This is a genomic window from Pantoea sp. GD03673 (assembly GCF_029844725.1).
In the GTDB taxonomy this organism is placed as follows: Bacteria; Pseudomonadota; Gammaproteobacteria; order Enterobacterales; family Enterobacteriaceae; genus Pantoea.
Genome location: NZ_JAOCKJ010000012.1, coordinates 41643 through 58105 on the forward strand (window position 1 = coordinate 41643; position 16463 = coordinate 58105).

The 16463-nt window shown below is 51.8% G+C and carries 19 protein-coding genes; 16 read left to right on the forward strand and 3 right to left on the reverse strand.

The genetic code is table 11. The features are described 5' to 3' along the window. The first annotated feature begins 60 nt into the window (after positions 1-60). The 6 genes from N5J69_RS19630 (at position 61) to N5J69_RS19655 (ending at position 3966) form a co-directional block, all read left to right on the forward strand. Positions 61-183, forward strand: a complete 123-nt coding sequence (locus N5J69_RS19630; RefSeq protein WP_279772293.1) for a hypothetical protein — start codon at positions 61-63, stop codon at positions 181-183. A 282-nt stretch (positions 184-465) separates the two neighbouring features. Beyond that, positions 466-693: a hypothetical protein gene (locus N5J69_RS19635; protein WP_279772294.1), complete on the forward strand. Its 228-nt coding sequence runs from the start codon at positions 466-468 to the stop codon at positions 691-693. 2 nt (positions 694-695) lie between these two features. Further along, positions 696-1280, forward strand: coding sequence for an MW1434 family type I TA system toxin (locus N5J69_RS19640; protein WP_279772295.1), 585 nt, complete (start codon positions 696-698; stop codon positions 1278-1280). Continuing rightward, on the forward strand, positions 1280-1678 hold the full coding sequence (locus tag N5J69_RS19645) for a hypothetical protein (RefSeq protein ID WP_279772296.1): 399 nt from the start codon (positions 1280-1282) through the stop codon (positions 1676-1678). Before N5J69_RS19640 ends, N5J69_RS19645 begins: the two co-directional genes overlap by 1 nt. A gap of 101 nt (positions 1679-1779) precedes the next feature. Then, positions 1780-3030 (forward strand): hypothetical protein, encoded by a 1251-nt coding sequence (locus N5J69_RS19650; RefSeq protein WP_279772297.1) that lies wholly within the window; start codon positions 1780-1782, stop codon positions 3028-3030. 528 nt (positions 3031-3558) lie between these two features. Beyond that, on the forward strand, positions 3559-3966 hold the full coding sequence (locus tag N5J69_RS19655) for a hypothetical protein (RefSeq protein WP_008927013.1): 408 nt from the start codon (positions 3559-3561) through the stop codon (positions 3964-3966). A gap of 15 nt (positions 3967-3981) precedes the next feature. Here the strand turns inward: N5J69_RS19655 and N5J69_RS19660 are convergent, their stop codons facing one another. Continuing rightward, positions 3982-4524 carry a hypothetical protein gene (locus N5J69_RS19660; protein WP_279772298.1) on the reverse strand — a complete coding sequence of 181 codons (543 nt, stop codon included), beginning with the start codon at positions 4522-4524 and terminating at the stop codon, positions 3982-3984. Between the two features lie 2 nt (positions 4525-4526). Further along, positions 4527-5654: a ParM/StbA family protein gene (locus N5J69_RS19665; RefSeq protein ID WP_279772299.1), complete on the reverse strand. Its 1128-nt coding sequence runs from the start codon at positions 5652-5654 to the stop codon at positions 4527-4529. A gap of 185 nt (positions 5655-5839) precedes the next feature. On the opposite strand from N5J69_RS19665, the gene N5J69_RS19670 reads away from it, so the two are divergent. Further along, positions 5840-7114: a hypothetical protein gene (locus N5J69_RS19670; protein ID WP_279772300.1), complete on the forward strand. Its 1275-nt coding sequence runs from the start codon at positions 5840-5842 to the stop codon at positions 7112-7114. Beyond that, positions 7114-8625, forward strand: a complete 1512-nt coding sequence (locus N5J69_RS19675; protein ID WP_279772301.1) for a terminase — start codon at positions 7114-7116, stop codon at positions 8623-8625. The genes N5J69_RS19670 and N5J69_RS19675 overlap by 1 nt, the downstream gene beginning before the upstream one ends. Before the next feature lie 126 nt (positions 8626-8751). Here the strand turns inward: N5J69_RS19675 and N5J69_RS19680 are convergent, their stop codons facing one another. Next, a complete protein-coding gene (locus N5J69_RS19680; RefSeq protein ID WP_279772302.1) occupies positions 8752-9831 on the reverse strand; it encodes a hypothetical protein in 1080 nt (359 codons plus the stop codon). A gap of 610 nt (positions 9832-10441) precedes the next feature. Here N5J69_RS19680 and N5J69_RS19685 point away from each other — a divergent pair. The 8 genes from N5J69_RS19685 to N5J69_RS19720 all read left to right on the forward strand — a co-directional run bounded on the left by N5J69_RS19685 (position 10442) and on the right by N5J69_RS19720 (position 16463). Next, positions 10442-11473, forward strand: a complete 1032-nt coding sequence (locus N5J69_RS19685; protein ID WP_279772303.1) for a tyrosine-type recombinase/integrase — start codon at positions 10442-10444, stop codon at positions 11471-11473. A gap of 93 nt (positions 11474-11566) precedes the next feature. Continuing rightward, entirely contained in the window at positions 11567-11899 is a 333-nt protein-coding gene (locus N5J69_RS19690) for a hypothetical protein (protein WP_279772305.1), read from the forward strand. Continuing rightward, a complete protein-coding gene (locus tag N5J69_RS19695; protein ID WP_279772307.1) occupies positions 11899-12357 on the forward strand; it encodes a hypothetical protein in 459 nt (152 codons plus the stop codon). Before N5J69_RS19690 ends, N5J69_RS19695 begins: the two co-directional genes overlap by 1 nt. Positions 12358-12533: 176 nt before the next feature. After that, on the forward strand, positions 12534-12956 hold the full coding sequence (locus tag N5J69_RS19700) for a helix-turn-helix domain-containing protein (RefSeq protein ID WP_279772308.1): 423 nt from the start codon (positions 12534-12536) through the stop codon (positions 12954-12956). Next, positions 12943-13533, forward strand: a complete 591-nt coding sequence (gene dut / locus N5J69_RS19705; protein ID WP_279772311.1) for a dUTP diphosphatase — start codon at positions 12943-12945, stop codon at positions 13531-13533. The genes N5J69_RS19700 and dut overlap by 14 nt, the downstream gene beginning before the upstream one ends. A gap of 9 nt (positions 13534-13542) precedes the next feature. Next, a complete protein-coding gene (locus N5J69_RS19710; RefSeq protein ID WP_279772313.1) occupies positions 13543-14337 on the forward strand; it encodes a hypothetical protein in 795 nt (264 codons plus the stop codon). Positions 14338-14965: 628 nt separating this feature from the next. Further along, positions 14966-15958 carry a hypothetical protein gene (locus N5J69_RS19715; protein WP_279772314.1) on the forward strand — a complete coding sequence of 331 codons (993 nt, stop codon included), beginning with the start codon at positions 14966-14968 and terminating at the stop codon, positions 15956-15958. Positions 15959-16085: 127 nt separating this feature from the next. After that, positions 16086-16463 (forward strand): S24 family peptidase, encoded by a 378-nt coding sequence (locus tag N5J69_RS19720; RefSeq protein WP_279772315.1) that lies wholly within the window; start codon positions 16086-16088, stop codon positions 16461-16463.

A 16463-nucleotide genomic window follows, 5' to 3' on the forward strand; every position in this document is an offset into this window, starting at 1 on the left:
TAGGGTTATTCGGGCAATATTGATGATACCTGACCGCCAGCTTATCTGGACACAAAGCGCATGAGTGACAGCACCTACACAAAGACCATCCGAGCCATGCAGTTTGTCATGTTTCACTGTCTGCTTAATGCCGGACTGTTTGCCGGTCACAAATGGCTTATCGCGCAGCTGGTGGCGGGCTGAGACAGGACAACAGGTAAGAGCGCCTGCAATGTGCTTTTACCGTTGTGTTGTCGCTTAACGGAAGCAACCGCCGTTCCATGTAACAGCCGCAAGGCCTGATGGGGACAGACGGACGGTAGCCGGTTCGAATCCGGTCAGCACAATGCCATTACAGCCACCCGGCCACGCGCCGGCGCAGGCTTCAAATTATCGCCGTGCGTATCCCACGCCGGATTTAACCAGGTGAACTTTAATCACCGGCGCCTGCCGGGGATTCTGCACGCCTGCAGGAAGAGAAAACGCATGAAGAAGATCGCACTGATGGGCGCAATTATGGGAAGCCTCGGCTGGGTAGCCCGTCGTCCGCCGACCGTTCCGGTCCCGCAGGTAAGAACGCTGCTGGTGGATGAGACCCGTCCACCCGCGCAGGAAGAGATCAAACAGGGAATACGTCGTTTGGCCACAAGCAATGCAGACGTGAAGAAGCAAAGACAGGCAGCGCAGAAGCGCAAGCAGAAACGGGGCTACTGATAATGATGACCGCTCAACAATTAAATGCAACGATCGCCATGATTGCAGACGCAGAAGCCGACTATGCAGGCGATTACATGGCGCTGCTGGCTGTCATTGCCCGCCTGGGATACACCATTACAGAGACGTCTGAGCCCAAAACTGAAGGATACGCAGCCGTTATCAGCAAAAGCGGCCTGACAATGACCGGTTTTGGCGAAACCCTGAACCACGCCGCCTGTGCCGCGCTGATTAAGCTGAATGATCTTATCCTGCGCAACGAAGCGATGATTGATACCGGGGAACTGAGTTTCAGGCAGGAGCAAGCACCGCTGGCCGTCGCGCAGCTGTGGCTGTCAGAGGGCTGCAAGGTGGCGCGGGCAGCATGGGGGAAGGGGGTTCATCTGCGCCTCACCAGAGGGCTGACACGCGCAGCACTGAATGGATCAGATATGTATGGCGTACCGGCCCGCTACTTTGATTGCAGCCAAGATGTGGCCGTAACGCAGATGCCCCAGCTTTTGCTCATTGATACCGAAAAGCTAACGGTTTCCGACTGGGCGCCAGCCTCAACGGATCTTCTCGCAAGCGACTGGAGGCTGGTGTAGTGGAAACAGTTAAAATCAGTGACCTGGCAGCGCTGGAATGGCGCGCTGCTAACTGCCAAATTACGTCTGTCTCCTGTAAACGCAGTTATCCCAGTGCCGGTACAGAAACTTCGGCTATGATCGTCGGCGGCACGGTGACGCTCGAGCTCCGAAAGAACTGTGGTGTGCGTTTCGCATGGCGGGCAGAGCAGCTGGTGGAGCATTTCGGTTCTACTCCCGGATTTTCCTACAGCGTAGACGCCGCGAAAGCCGGTACATCTCAGGAACTGATTTTTGTGGGTGATGCAGGGGTACATGTGCCATTAAGCGATTACAGCGCAGTCATCCTGCAGTTAGGAAGTGACATAGTAACTTTGTGGTCCCCAACCGTCAGCCACTACCTGAGAAGCCTCCGCTGACAGCCTGATATAGTGTAACTATGAAATGCTGTCGCAAGACAGCTAGACTTAGTGGTAATTTCAAGACATATTTTACGTGTTTTTTTAAAGGGAGCTAATTGATGGTTGCCAGGTATAAGAAGAGCCTTGAACAATTCACTACAATGCTTCATATCATCAAGACGCAAAAAAATTTGTCGGCAGGAGCAATCGTAGACTTCCAATTAATGCTTTTGAAGAAAATTAAAGAGGCAGAAAAATCGATTATCCGTACAAAAGGAATGGTAAAAAAACTACGCCTAGAAAAAGCGAATGACAGGCCGACTAGAGATCGCTCAAAAGAAATAACAGTACTCATAAAAAAACTTGATGAAAAAATGGAGGGGTATAGATATATCATCTATATATGGAAGATGTATGGAGATAGCATTGCGTTTCATTTTTGCGATAAATATGCAATAAAACATTTTCTATATGATGAACATTATCATGTAAAGGAGACTGCCGGATTCATCTCTGGAAAAAAAGGCATTAAATCGGAAATAATGCTGCTTAAAGTAGCAGCTCAAAATAATGTGCCTGCTGTGCTTTGTGATCTTACAAATACGTTAAGACATGGCGATGTATGCCTGCTGGGTCATAATGATCCCTTTCCTATTGAAGTTAAAACATCAAGTAAACTGAATGATAGAGGTGAAAAACAGCTTAAAAAAATTGATGAGCTAAATGGCTTTTTCATAAAAGATGAGGCTGAAAATTTTCGAGGTATAGGGCCTGTATTACGACGCGAACATATAGGGAAAGAACAGTTTCACTTGCAAGCCATTAATAAATGTATAAGTAAGTCCTATGAAGAAGGCACTAGCTATGTCTCACCAGAGAGCGGAGTTCACTATCTTGCCATAACAAAATTCAAACAAGAAGTTTTTGACCAGATTCGTGGTAAATATATTCAAGCGTTCAATTTAAACGAGTTCAAGAGAGAAATGAGTTGGCACCCCTATACGCCTTTTCAACTTTCTCTAAGTCCTGAACATGTATTTAACTTCACAAATGGAAATTTAAGTATATTTATTCTTCTCGACTTGCAAGTCATAAAAAGAAGATTTAAGAAAAATGGGCTACATATAATTTTTTTACAAGATGACCGTTGGTTTGCTCAAATATCAGCAAAAGGGAATATTTTGGACGGAGGGTTTAGGGTATCAGTGCAATCCTTTTTAAGGATTGTGTTTGAGTTCCAGAGTTTGACGTGGGCAATAAAACAGCATAAGAAACACTTAGATTTTTTTATGGAAAATATAGGTGAAAGTGGTAGAGAAATGGAAATTCCGCCTGACTGGATTACAGTTACAGACCCTATCCCCATGTAAAAGTAAACACTTTTTTGTGTCTGCTTTTTCCTATTGTTAACAACTGCTTTTAGCATAAAGCGCACCGTTAATTTATTTAAACTGAATGATGCTGCGCATAGTGCTCATCTGCGGGCTTGTTAACCTTGAGATATCGATCGTGCTACAGCATAAGTAAAATCACAGGATAAATTTGTTCTGTCCCGGTTTTGCTTTGTACATATAAGAATGCTCACCCGGCACCGGCAGCACTCCACACATCGCATAAATTCTAAGTAAAAATTTCGGGTTGACCATAATAATACCCCTGTAAACTAAATTTTGGCGGTTTGGTTATGCGGTATCGAGCGTACTGAAATGCACCACCAGCACTGCGCTTGTCATTCACTGATACAGCCTCCAGCCAGTTTAGGCATGCGCCATTCACCCCCGGAATCGTCTCTAAAACGCGCTTATACCTGCTAATAATGGCGATATTTAAACCATTAACACTTGTGCGAATTATACAATCCTTAGAATTGCTTGTAGTTAATACAAGCGGAGCAGTATATGGAGCAAAAGGTAAGCAGTATAGAGGTGGCCGATCTGTTGATTCGCAGGAAGGACTACATGACAGTGGCCGAAGTCACTAAGCTGGTGGAAACAGAATACCCGCACCTGTTGGTTAACACCGGCATTATCTCGAATATCCTGCGCTCCTTTGTCCGTTCGCCGTTCGCACAATGCCGGGTACATCCCGATGCCTATCCCCGGCAGTATCGCCTGGAGGCCATGAACGGCTACATCTTCAAGGTGCGGGGAAGAAAGGATCTGAATTACGACTCGCTGTGTGTGGAAAGCGCCACAAAGCGTGTGCTGCAGAAAAAGGAAATGGAACAGCTGTCGGTATGCGCGCTGGCGCGGCAACTGATGGATATGTGCAGACGGGGAAGGATGGAAAATGCCCCGCTCATGTGAACGGGGCAGAGCGGCTTAGCCTGAAACTCTGTGGCGTTGCAGCTTTAAGGCACTTGATGTGACACCTTTGGGTGCTTCTTCTACGCGCTTGGATGAATTGTCATCCGGATTATGAGTAACGCTAACCGCCTCCGGCTGACTCTCGGCCTGTGCTGGTTGAGCGGCTTCGCTGGAAGGCTTCTCGGCCTGTACCTGTTGAGCCTTTTCAGCTGGTGGCGCTGCAACGACAGCGGCTGCTGGTTCTGCCACTGGTGCCTGTACCGGCTGCATACCCGGCGTCGGTGGAGTGGTTTCACCCAGCGTGACGCTGATTAGCGAAAGCAGGCGCTGCAGCCGTTCGCGCTTGGTCATGGTCATGAACGTATCAGCATACGTCTCTTCCATCAGCGCGAGGATTGGCGCAAGGCCCATCATTTCGACTGCATATCCCGATCGAATGACGTTAATCACAAAGGCACGCTTTGCGGGATTCGTCTTCAGCTTGTTGTAGTCTTCGAGCATAGAGCGGCTGAACAGCCCGCCTTCCTCCAGCCCGGTAAATTTAATCACCTGTGCCATAGTTAGCCCTTCTCGTTGGTCCGGCTACGGATATCGCTTACAGACGCCGCACTGCTGATATCAGCCAGAATATCGGCCTCAGAGGCCTGCAGCGCCAGATAGACGCCACGCGCAATAGCCATTTCAGGGTTATTCGGCACAACCACAACATCATGCCAGCCAGCGGTGTGATCGGTCAGTCCTGACAGCTTGCCAGCGATGTAGTTAGCACCGCCGCCAACAACCAGAACAACGTCAACATCGCGGGTATTACGGTGCAGCGCACGCACGTCCTGCCAGATTTTCTCTGCCAGTTCAGATGCGGCCTGATTGATGACTTCACTGATATCAATACGCTTCGATTTAGCGCTTTCCAGACGGGAGCCGATATAGCCCTGACGAATGATGGCATCAACGCTATCAACGCTGAGATCGGATGCACCGAACGATTTACCCAGCTTTTCTTCAAACTCAGGCAGCAGCGCATGGACACGCTCGATCATCTTCTGAACGCCGTGCTCATAGCTGGCCTTTTTCACAGGCATCAGGTCTTTATCAACCAAGGCGATATCACAGGTAAAGCGTCCCAGGTCCACTACCAGCGTCTGCTCAGCGTCAGCCAGCTCCGGATTATCAGCCTGTGCCGAAACGATGGCAGGAACGGCTTCAGGGAATACTTCGACGTGAATGATGTTAGCCGGTTCGCTGCCGTCGCGGTAATTGGTGACAAGCGTCTTCAGGCTGGCAACCTTCTCACGGATACGGGCTTCGTTAATCACACCCATAGCGCTGTAGAACTGATTCACCGGCAACGTTTCACCAATGATCACATCACGCCCGCCGAGGCCAGCACGGTGCAGTGCATCGGCAATCAGGACGCGGTGAGCGGGTGAGACCTGATAGTTAGGGTCGCAGGTGTCATACAGGTCATAGCCTTTCTTCATGACGGTGTAGGCGCGCTCTTTGCCGCTGGCATCTGTTGTCAGCCACGTTGACTGTGATTCAGCCGCGAAAGACTGCTGGTGGCCCTCCAGTATCAGTGAAGGGGTAACAGAGGTGATCCAGCGCCCTGTGCCTTCCTCAGCATAAGTCAGTGCTACGTTGCCAGAGCCTGCGTCTACTGCCACTAAAACAGCTTTATTCTTAGTCATTTAATTTTATCCAGTGGTTAATTTCATACTGCGAACGAGCAATCAAAGTACCACATATTCCGGTTTTGTCCATTAGTAAGGGACCAAAACGGCGCGTTAGCTGCGATAGTGATCATTAATGTGATCACTGCAAATTACAGACTCCATACCATCCCGGTTTATTGGCCTCTTTTGAACGATAAACCATGTCCAAAGTTAACTGGGATGACCACAGAAAAGCCTTCATCGAGCAGAAGGCGCAGAACGGGATAACCGTCAAAGAGTACTGTGAGCACTACGGTCTGCCGTTTAACACCGCACGCCGGGAGCTGAACGGCAAAGCGCTGGCCGCAATGCGTGATCAGGCTGGTGATCACAATCATGATCATTCGAGTGATCACGCTTCTGATCATCAAAATGATCACGCCAGGCAAGAAGACCTGATCATCCGTCGTAACGGGCGCAAAGTCAGACACAGCGCGGCTTTAGAGGGGGTGCTGGAACCACGCGCTGACGCAGCAGTCCAGCCTGGCGGGAAGAAAAAGGCCAATGCTTCACATGCCAAAAAGATCATAAATGCCAGTGATCAGGATTCCGGGCGCCCAAAGCACACTCCGAAGCCCCGCGGGGAGGGCAAACCGTTTGAGGAAGGACATGAGACTAAGCTGGTGGCCAACCGGCGCGGCTACCCGCGGCCGGAAGATTATGAATCGGCTTTAGAGGTGCTGGGCGAGGGTGTGGAAGCCAGCGCCATGACGGTGCTGTTTGACTCACTGGCCCACATGGACTTGCTTAAGCGCACCACGGCGCGGGCGGTCGAACTGTTTGAGCTGGAAGCCGAAAACCTGAAGAAGGGCGGCAAAAAGGATGATGATGAAGGCGGCGGCGGACCGCATCCCATCCTGAAAATGACAAAGCTGATGATCGAGGTCGGCTATCTCGTCAATGACCATGCCACACGGGTAGCGGCGATCGCCAGCGGTACCGACAAGAACCGGCGAGACAATGAGAAGCACGCGCTGACGCATAACGCCGGTGAGGTGATCAGCCGTGCCTACGAACTGCGCGAGGAAAAGGACTGGGATTTACTGCAGACGGCTGAGTACATCGAGCGGCACGGTATCAAACTGCCTGAGTCACTATCCAAACGCCTTGAAAACGAGCTCAAGAACGCTGAGCCGCCAGTTGATGAGACCGGTGCGGTCACTGAGGACGAACTGGACCGGGATGCGCGTAAGTTCCGGGAACAACAGGCCACCAGCGCGGCTTTTGTTGAGTCGCGCCGTGCGGAAGTGGCAGCGCTGGTTGATGGCAGCGGATTCGGTGACGTCCAGGCGGACGGAGAGAACCGCGCCGGCGAAACAGCGGGTGAGGGTAATCTCAGTGGCAACTTTGACTATATGGCCACTGCGGAGCTGTACGGAGACGATGACGATATCCCGCCTGATATAGACGTCATACAGGGTGAGGACGACGCCTGATGAGCGGTAAGAAGCGCATAAAGAGCGTCACAACAGACCCGCGCTGGCGCGACATGGTTATCCGCTACCGCTATAACTGGGCGCTGGCCGTCGTTGAGCTGTTTGGCATGATCCCCACCTGGCAGCAGGAAGAGATCATGAACTCCGTACAGGAGACGGGGAGCCAGACTACCGTGACGTCCGGACACGGTACGGGTAAATCATCCCTGACGGCCATGATGCTGCTGATCTACATGATCATGTACCCGGATGCCCGCGTAATCATCGTGGCCAACAAAATCGGGCAGGTTAAGACCGGCGTTTTCAAGTACGTCAAAACCTACTGGGCGAACGCCGCCAGACGTCACCCGTGGCTTCAAAACTACTTTACCCTGACCGACACTATGTTTTACGAGAAGTCGCGTAAGGGCATCTGGGAGGTGCTCTGTAAGGGCTATCGCTTGGGAAACGAAGAAGCACTTGCCGGTGAGCACGCCGCACACATTCTGCTGATCCTCGATGAGGCGTCGGGTATCTCTGACAAAGCAATCGCAATCATGCGTGGGGCGCTGATAGAAGAAGATAACCGCATGCTGATGATGTCGCAGCCTACTCGCCCCAGTGGTTACTTCTATGACTCGCACCATTCGTTAGCCAGACACCCGGATAACCCTAACGGCTTCTGGAATGCCATTGTCCTCAATTCCGAGGAAGCGCCGCACGTTACCCTGAAATTCATCCGTGAAAAGCTGGTGGAGTACGGGGGCCGCGATTCACTGGAATACATGGTGAAGGTGCTGGGCCGCTTCCCGCGCAACGTCAGCGGCTATCTGTTGGGGCGTGACGAGTGCGATCGCGCAGCGCGCCGGAAAGTGTATCTGGAGAAGGGCTGGGGATGGGTGGCCACCGCCGACGTCGGTAACGGGCGCGATAAGTCGATCCTCAACATCTGCAAGGTATCCGGGTACGGCGATGCGCGCCGCGTCGTGTCGTTTAAGCTACTGGAAATGCCCGGCACAATGGACCCGATCTCGTTCGGTGACTACATCGCCAACGAATGCACCCAGGAGCGCTATCCGGGCATTACCATTGCAGTAGATGGCGACGGCGTGGGTTCGGGTACGCTCAAGCAGCTGGAGCGCCGGGGCGTTAATGCAATCAGTATCCGCTGGGGCCAGCCGCCTTTCAGTAAGAAGGTGAGAGAGCGATTCAAGAATCAACGCGCCTGGTCGAACATCATGGCCGCTGACGCGATCCGGTCGGGCCGGATGCGCATTGATATGTCACAGCACACGGCAGAGCAGGCCTCAAAGATTCCTTACTTCATGGATGAAATGGGGCGGATCATGATGGTGCCGAAGCCTCAGATGCGTCAGAAACTAAACATCAAATCGCCTGACCGCTGGGATACTTACTGCTTCATCTTCCTGATTGGCTACCGTCCGGCAGAGGCCGAACTGAGCGAAGATATGGCTGACTTTACTCAGAGTAAACTGGATGAACTGTCAGAGCTGGACGCGCTGCTTGGCTGACCACCAGCAGGCAACCACTATAGTCAGCAATCGACTGAAATTTGGTCAGGCCGACTGATTTACGGCCACAAAAAAGGGCGCTTATGCGCCCTTCTGTTTTCCCTGCTGGTGGCAAAATATTCGTTATTATTTTTCCTGATTTTTCAGGTTACTTTCCAGCTCGCGCAGGAGGCTGTACATGTTGCGCATATTCTTTCCGGCGCGTGGCTCTTCGCCACCGTAGCGCTTGCGGATCTCCGGCATGGTCAGCTGTTCGGTATCGCCTGCAGCAACCTTCTTCTCTAGCAGCGCCCAGTCGTATGCTTCCAGCTTTTCCAGCAGGTCACGGTTTTCGTCGATTTCAGCCTTGAACAGACGTGCTTCTTGCGCGTCCTTTGCCTTCGCAATCTTCGCCTTTGCCCTGGTCTCAAACTGAGTGCGGCGCGTGTTCACCGTATAGGCCACAGAAGAACGCTGAGCGGCCAGCTGCTTGCTGTAATCCACGTCTTCCATCGTGTACAGCTTGGCATTCGGCAGTACTGAGCATGCCACAGGGGAAATCGCGTCGTAAGAGGACGTGTAACCGCCGTTGCTGTTAACGTTCAGCCTGATATCACGCTCTTTGTTCAGCTTTTCACCGTAGATAAGCATGCCGTGCGCGCCATAACGAAACGATTCGCCCTCGTCTTTTTTGTCGTCGGTGTAGCGCGCAGTCACCTGAATGTCAGAGTAGTTGCTGGTGCGGGCGCGGTACATTGCGCCAGGCGCTGCGGCTTCAAACGCCTTCATTTCGTCTTCCAGTGACATGATGGCACCGGCAGCGAACGGAACCTTGCGCAGCTTGCCGATCTGCTTCTCATAACGCTTCAGGATATCTTCGCGGGTGTGGTTCGCGGTCGCCGTAGCGCGGAAGCGGTTGATAGTGACGTGCTTCGGCTCAACGATCAGGGTCGGCACCGGCAGGTAAAGGTTAGTCGTAATAGCGATAGAGCGCGCCTGACGTTTCTCTTCTGCCAGGTCGGCAAAGCTCTGCCAGTCGGCCAGCAGGTGCTCTGCACGCTGAAAGGTCTTCTTGTCAGTAATAAAGCCAATCGGGCGGCATTCTTCGCCCATAGCGTTTTTATCAATGAAAATCTGGTTGTCCGTGATGAGAGTCAGCCACTCTTTTTGTACCTGTAGAAAATGTTTATAGCGCTTCTCAAATTCTACATCGCTGAAGTTAGGCATAATTGTATTCCAAAAAATTAATGAGCGGTGCAAGTCTCTCTGGACTTAATGGTGGCGAATATAGACAGAATCAGTAGACATGTAAAATTAACTCTCCTTAGAATTGCAATAATAAGAATAGTCTGCATTGTGCATCTGTCAGATATTTCTGCTGTACACGCTTATTAATGAAACTGTGTGTTCAGGGTTGTGTAACAGGTATCAGGTGCAAAGCGCCTGGGCCAATGGTCCCGACTGATAATAGTTACCTTTAGCAATCAATTTGCATGCCAAATGATCATATATGAAGGCATGGTGCCGATCACGAACAATAACGTAACGAATTTGCAAATTTTTCGATTTGGCTACTCTTGCAGGTAGTCGCTGTACAAAAAGTGTCGAAATATGAAACTTTAAATAATAAGTCTTATATAAAGTTTCCGCTGATTCATGTATGCTTGATCAGTGGTTGATGATCAAATGATCAGGTAAACGAAGCCGCTGGCAAAATGTATGCTTTCTGAGCGGTTTTGCATCAGGCGTCGCTACGTGAAATCTGACGTATCACACCCCTGCTGTTTTCGTAGATTTCGCGTAGCGTTGTCTCTCTGATTTTGGATGAAATATATAAATGAAACATCTGGCTCAAATAAAGACCGGCGCACTCCCGGCAGAATTAACGCAATTAACGCCGGAAGACATTGCAAATAACCTGCGCAGATTCATCGCAGATAAGGCCGCTTATTCCGAGAATACTTTCCGCGACCTGTTATCCGTTATCCGGCGCTGGGCCTTCTGGTGTAACGAGCGCGATGTGGGCTACCTGCCGATCGACCCCGAGCTGGCGCGGGAGTACTTTCTGCAGATGGCAGAAAGCGGCCTGGCATCGAGCACGATCGACAAACACTATGCCATGATGAACATGCTGTGCCGGGAAAGCGGCCTGCCGGATCTCCGGGGAAGCGTGGACCTGAAACGCTCAATGAAACGCATCCGCCGCGAGGCCGTGCTGCAGGGTGAACGCACCGGCCAGGCTGTGCCGTTCCGCCTGCCGGACCTGCAGCTGCTGTCGCACCTCATGGGCCGCTCCGACCGGCTGACCGATCAGCGCAACCTGGCATTTCTGTTTGTGGCCTACAACACCCTGTGCCGTATGTCCGAACTCAGCCGCATCCGGGTGCGCGACCTGGATATCAGCGACAGTGGCCATGTGGTGATCAACCTGTCACACACTAAAACGATGGTGACGGCCGCGGGCGTGGTCAAGCACCTCAGCCGCGCCGCTGCCGGTCATCTGATGCACTGGCTGGAGCTGTCCGGGCTGATTCATCATCCGGACGCGATGGTTTTCGGCCCGGTCCGCCACAACAACACGGCTGGCGTGTCGGAAAAGCCAATGTCTGCACCGGCGACCGAGAAGATTTTCAAAGACGCATGGGATCTGCTGGGGAAAGAGCCGGTGCAGGACAACAAAGGCCGCTACGCCAAATGGTCCGGCCACAGCGCCCGCGTGGGTGCCGCTATGGATATGGCCGAACGTGACGCGACGATTACTCAGATCATGCAGGAAGGCACCTGGCAGGATCCGAAAACCGTTATGCGCTACCTCCGCCGCTCTGAAAGTCAGAAAGGAAAAATGTCGGGAATACTGGACGGAGAATAGAGATTTAGATTTATTGAAATCTAAAGAAATAATAATTGTAACGTTACCATTTATCCCCCACAATTCGGGCCATCCCGCATCCTGCGAATACCGATGGCCAGACAACAAATCTTACTTACGCGCACGTTCTCCATTGACGGCCACCAGCTGACCTTTACCGCCATCGAGCGCGGCGGAGTGGCGCTGGTGGAATATGGCGTGTCTACGCTGTCAGAAGCCGCACCACTGCTGACCCTCGAAAAACCCAGGATCGACCAATACAGCGCCTGCTACTACGTGGAAAACATCACCGACCGCGCCGCAAATAAGCTACTGGAGTATTTCAGAAGTGAATTTGCCGCAGTTGTCGGGCTGGTGGACCGCGCTTTCACCCAGCAGGAAACCAACACCTTAAGCAGCCGGGAACGGCTCTTTACGGGGAAATAATGTCTGTTACCGGCAACGTCGTTAACTTCTTCGTGGCTGTGGCAATGGCACACGACGTCTCTAACCCTATCGGCTCCTATACCAGCGGTTCCTACGTTGATTCCTGCACCGGGCAGTACTGGGGCGAGGAAATATTCAGGCACCCCAAAACCGTCGCATCCCTCGCTAAATACGGCGCGATTGAGTACGCCCGCGACCCGGACCAGGGCGAAGTCATTCGCTTTGAAGACCGGCGCGAAGTGCTCAGCGAGTTTGCGCGTGGCTACGCCGACGCAGAGGACGGCCAGTGTACCGAGGAAGGCGCGATCGAGTCTGTCGTGCCGCATGCCTACCTATCAGGCGCGCAGTTCTGCCGCAGGCGCAATAAGCTGGGCGGCATGGCCTTCAGGCTGGATCAGGGGCGCGTGTGTCACGGCGTGGTGTGCGTTGATACGGGCGAGAAGTGGACGCAGGACTAAAGAAAAAGGGAGCCATTGCTGGCTCCCTTATCCCGTTCGTTCTGGTTCAAACGTTAACCACTGGATGTAGGTATCCGAAATAAACCAATGGCAAGGATAACAGAACATTGAAGCGCCTTTTACCAAAACTTAAAGTTTTTCGCGCCCGATATCCGGAAACGGCCTCAGCTGTGCTGATGCTGCTGAAGGATGAGCGTATCGCCACGCGCCGCCGCTTTACCCGCGCCCTGCCGGACACGTCAACGCACGTCATCCGGGGAACGCTGCTGGACCTCCTGAAAAACGGACTGATCACGCGATCCATTGATAACGAGTACAGCCTGGCAGTGACGCCCGCTTATGCCGCCAGATTGACGCCCCTGAAAATGGGGAAGACCGAAGAGTACATTCTGATGCTGCTCGATCAGAACCGGTACATCACCGCCAGACAGGTGCGCCAGGAGTTTGACGTAAGCCATTCCCTCTTCCTGCAGTCCGTGAAGAAACTGATTGCACGCGGGCTGGTGGAGTACACAGACGTCCCTCTCTATGAGAACTCTGTCCGCAAGCGCCGCCATTACACCTTTAAATCACCGGAGTTAAGCCATGCCTCAAATTAAGATCAAACGTCTCACACCAGACGCCAAACTGCCGTTCCGTGGTTCGGACGGCGCTGCAGCGTGGGATATCACCGCGCTGGACGTGAAAAATAACGTCGTACTGACTCAAGGCGCAACCCGTCAGCCGCGTGCGTGGTGGGTCACGACCGGACTGGCCGTGGAGATCCCATCTGGCTACTGCATGAAGATTTATCCTCGTTCCGGGCTGGCTGTGAACAACTTCCTGCGCCTGGCGAACAACGTGGCCATCATCGACAGCGATTATCGTGGCGAGATCAAACTGCGCATGATTGCCGATGAAGGCGGTCAGTTCATTGAGCCGAAGGCTGGCATGGTCATCGCGCAGGCAACGATCGAGAAAGTTGAGTCAGTCACCTGGAAAGAAGTCGATCAGCTGTCAGAAACTGCCCGTGGCGATGGCGGCTTTGGGTCTACTACGCCGGTACAGACCAACCCGACGCCTGTCGAAGACAATACCAGCACGACCGCTGCCGACTCGCAGGAACCCGCTCAGGCTGAAGAATCAGCGGTGAACGAAACCAGCACCAGCACCAGCACTAAGACCACCAGCAAATAAGGCGCGATCATGACTCAGTACATTATCAGCAAGACCACGGCCATTGAGGTCAATGAGAAGAACGAGATCGTCCCGGCAAATCTTGAGATTGCGCTTGTGGCCGCACTGGGCTTTGAGCCGCAGGAAGTTGATGGCGTCACTGTGTGGGTTAACAAAGATGAGCGCTACTGGCTGCTCCACAGCCAGGAATTGCCGGAAGATGCCGCCAAACGTCAAGAAGCGGTAGACGCTATCAATGAGAAGACCGGCGCGCTGCCCCTGGCTCCGACGATGGACAAGAGCTTTGCGCAGCTGCTCATGCGTCAGATGTCGATGAACGTCACTGGCGAGGCGTTTGTGGACGGTTCGCTTACCGGCGCGTGGCGCGTTGAGACGGTCAGTCCATACATGCCTCATAATGCGCAGCTGCACGGCGTCCTCACTGGCAGGCTGCAGCATGTCAGCGTAGTGCATACCTCTCTGCCACTGGCTGTCTGCGTCCTGTTCCTCCAGGCGTTAGGCGTTGGCCAGCATGCTTACGTGTATATCCCGGATGGCGCAGAGGCCGAGCCACAGCTGATCTACATCACAGTTCAGAACGAGAAATCCCTGAAGGAAATGGCACCTGAAACGAGCCTTTTCCGCATGGAAGGCCTGGACAAGTTTGCGGTTGTCGGACTGGATGCTGATATGGTTAAAGAGGCCATCGAAAAGGCGCAGCTGCAGCGCACTATCCTGCTGGCAAAGGCGAAAACCGACGCCCCACAGCCTCAGCCGGAGCTGGTGGCCGCAGCGGCAGCGGCTGAACCGCAAAAAGCGGAATAAAAGGCGTTAAGGCCTGCTGAAAACAGCCGGATAAAATGCTTCATGATGGCGCCAAAATACATTGATTAAATCTAAGGATTTTGTAATTTGTATATCGGATGTTTTTGCCTGATGTGCAATTAGCTTTTACTCTCCAAAGCCCCTTAACCGGGGCTTTTTTTATGCCGCCTAATCAGAAGTAGATGGAAGGTCTTTTGTCTTTTATGAAATTTTCAGTATCTGAAAGATGATGAAAGGTCTTTGAGTATTGATCGTACTGCAGGTATCTTGCACATGATGGTATTGGTACTTTGATAAAAAAATTAACAAGTTACTCAGAACTTAAGAAGTGTTCTCTTATTGTATTATTAGTATCCTATTGTCTGACGTAGATTCGTGTCGTATAGTTACTGCATATTGTTATAACTTCTATCGGATACTAACCATGTCCCCCGTACAAGCTAAACGAATGCAGCATGAACGTTACAACGCAGTAGCGGAGCAAGTATCACTTGGCCGCGCTGGATACAAGCCTGCCGTAAAAAGTCGTTTTAGTAAGTCCGCTAGCAATAAATTCGCTCATAACATCTCTTTTGCCTGATTGGTGTCTTTGAGGCAAAATAAACCATCATTCGCTGATGGTTTTTTTATGTCTATTCAAAAAGTTATCCCTCCTTATGAGCAGATGTATCTGCTTAACCAGCAGCTGATCTGTAATGCTGACCAGCTCAAATGTGCGGTGGTCACTGTTGGCGGTCAGGCCGTGCAGTACTGGATTTCGTATTACTATGCTTTGTATCCCGATCGACTGCCCGACGAGCGTCTTACTACTTCTGTTGACTGCGATTACAGTGCCCGGAAGGACGATATTGCAGCTATAGCCAAGACACTCAATGTAAAGGCTTGGACGAACAAAGATGGCAATCCTCCATCCCTTGCTCAATTCATGCTTATTGATCAAGATACAGATGACATCAAGCAGGCTGACGATCGTTTGTTTGCCATGCCAGATGCACCGGAAGTAGCAAATACGGTAGATGTCATTGACAAACCGGGTGGCTTTGAACGAGTAGATTTTCTTGGGGAGAAACTTTACCTATACACCACTCCATTTTATGTAGCCGCCACCGGTCCTGATGTTCCGGAAATGCATGAAAAAGTCAGGGTACTGAATCCTGTTGCATGTATGCGCTCACGTTTTAGCAACCTTATAGATTTACGTCGGGATTCAACTGTTGAAAACGCCCGAATTAATGCACTTAAAATCCCCTGTTTCTACTTCCTTTTAGAAGCATTTGACGAGCAGCCTTATAAAATTGCTCGTGAAATGTATATGGAGCTCTGGAAGCTGGCTGGCGATGAAAATTGTCTTCGACATCAAGCATTCTGGCATTGCTGGCAAGGGCCATTAATGAAGTTCCAGCAAAGCAACAATATTACCTTGTTGGAAGTGCTGGAAAAGGTGCATCAGTATCTAACCGAACATTTGGATGACTTTGAAATACCACCAGCATTTGTTGAAAAAGAGTTGCCGATTAAACTTGCGCAGCTACGTCAAAGGTTTGAGCAGTATATTGGGCTTAACTACGAACATGCGGCCAGAGCACGTCGCGGGTTTGAACGTAATCGCCGTGATGATTAGCTGTCATTTGACGTCATTACATTGCCTGTCTTAGTAGCACTGCTTTACTCTGAGCCAGGCATTATGCCTGCTGCGTCTTATACTCATCACAGGAGCCGTATAACGCTGATCAGAATGGAGCATCGCAATGGCCTTTCAGAGCCCCGCCCAGAACTACACTGAAACGCGCCTGAACCTGGGCGATCTGGTATCCCTTTCCCCCTTCTCAACCTATCTTATGCGCAGCGAATCCGACTGCCCCGGTGCCGGGATTGTCAAAGGGTCCGTGCTGGCCATCGATCGCGCCCTTACGCCGGCGCACGGCCAGCTTATCGTGGCGGAGTTCGACGGCGAGCTGACACTGAGGCGACTGTTGCTCAATCCGGTTCCCGCCCTCCAGGCGCTGGACGCGGACGAGACAGTAATGCGGCTCGATGTGAGCCAGGAGCTTCCTGTGTGGGGTGTGGTGGCTTATGCCTTAACCGATGTGGCCGGGATCGGCTTTAATGGGCCTGCAGGAGATTAA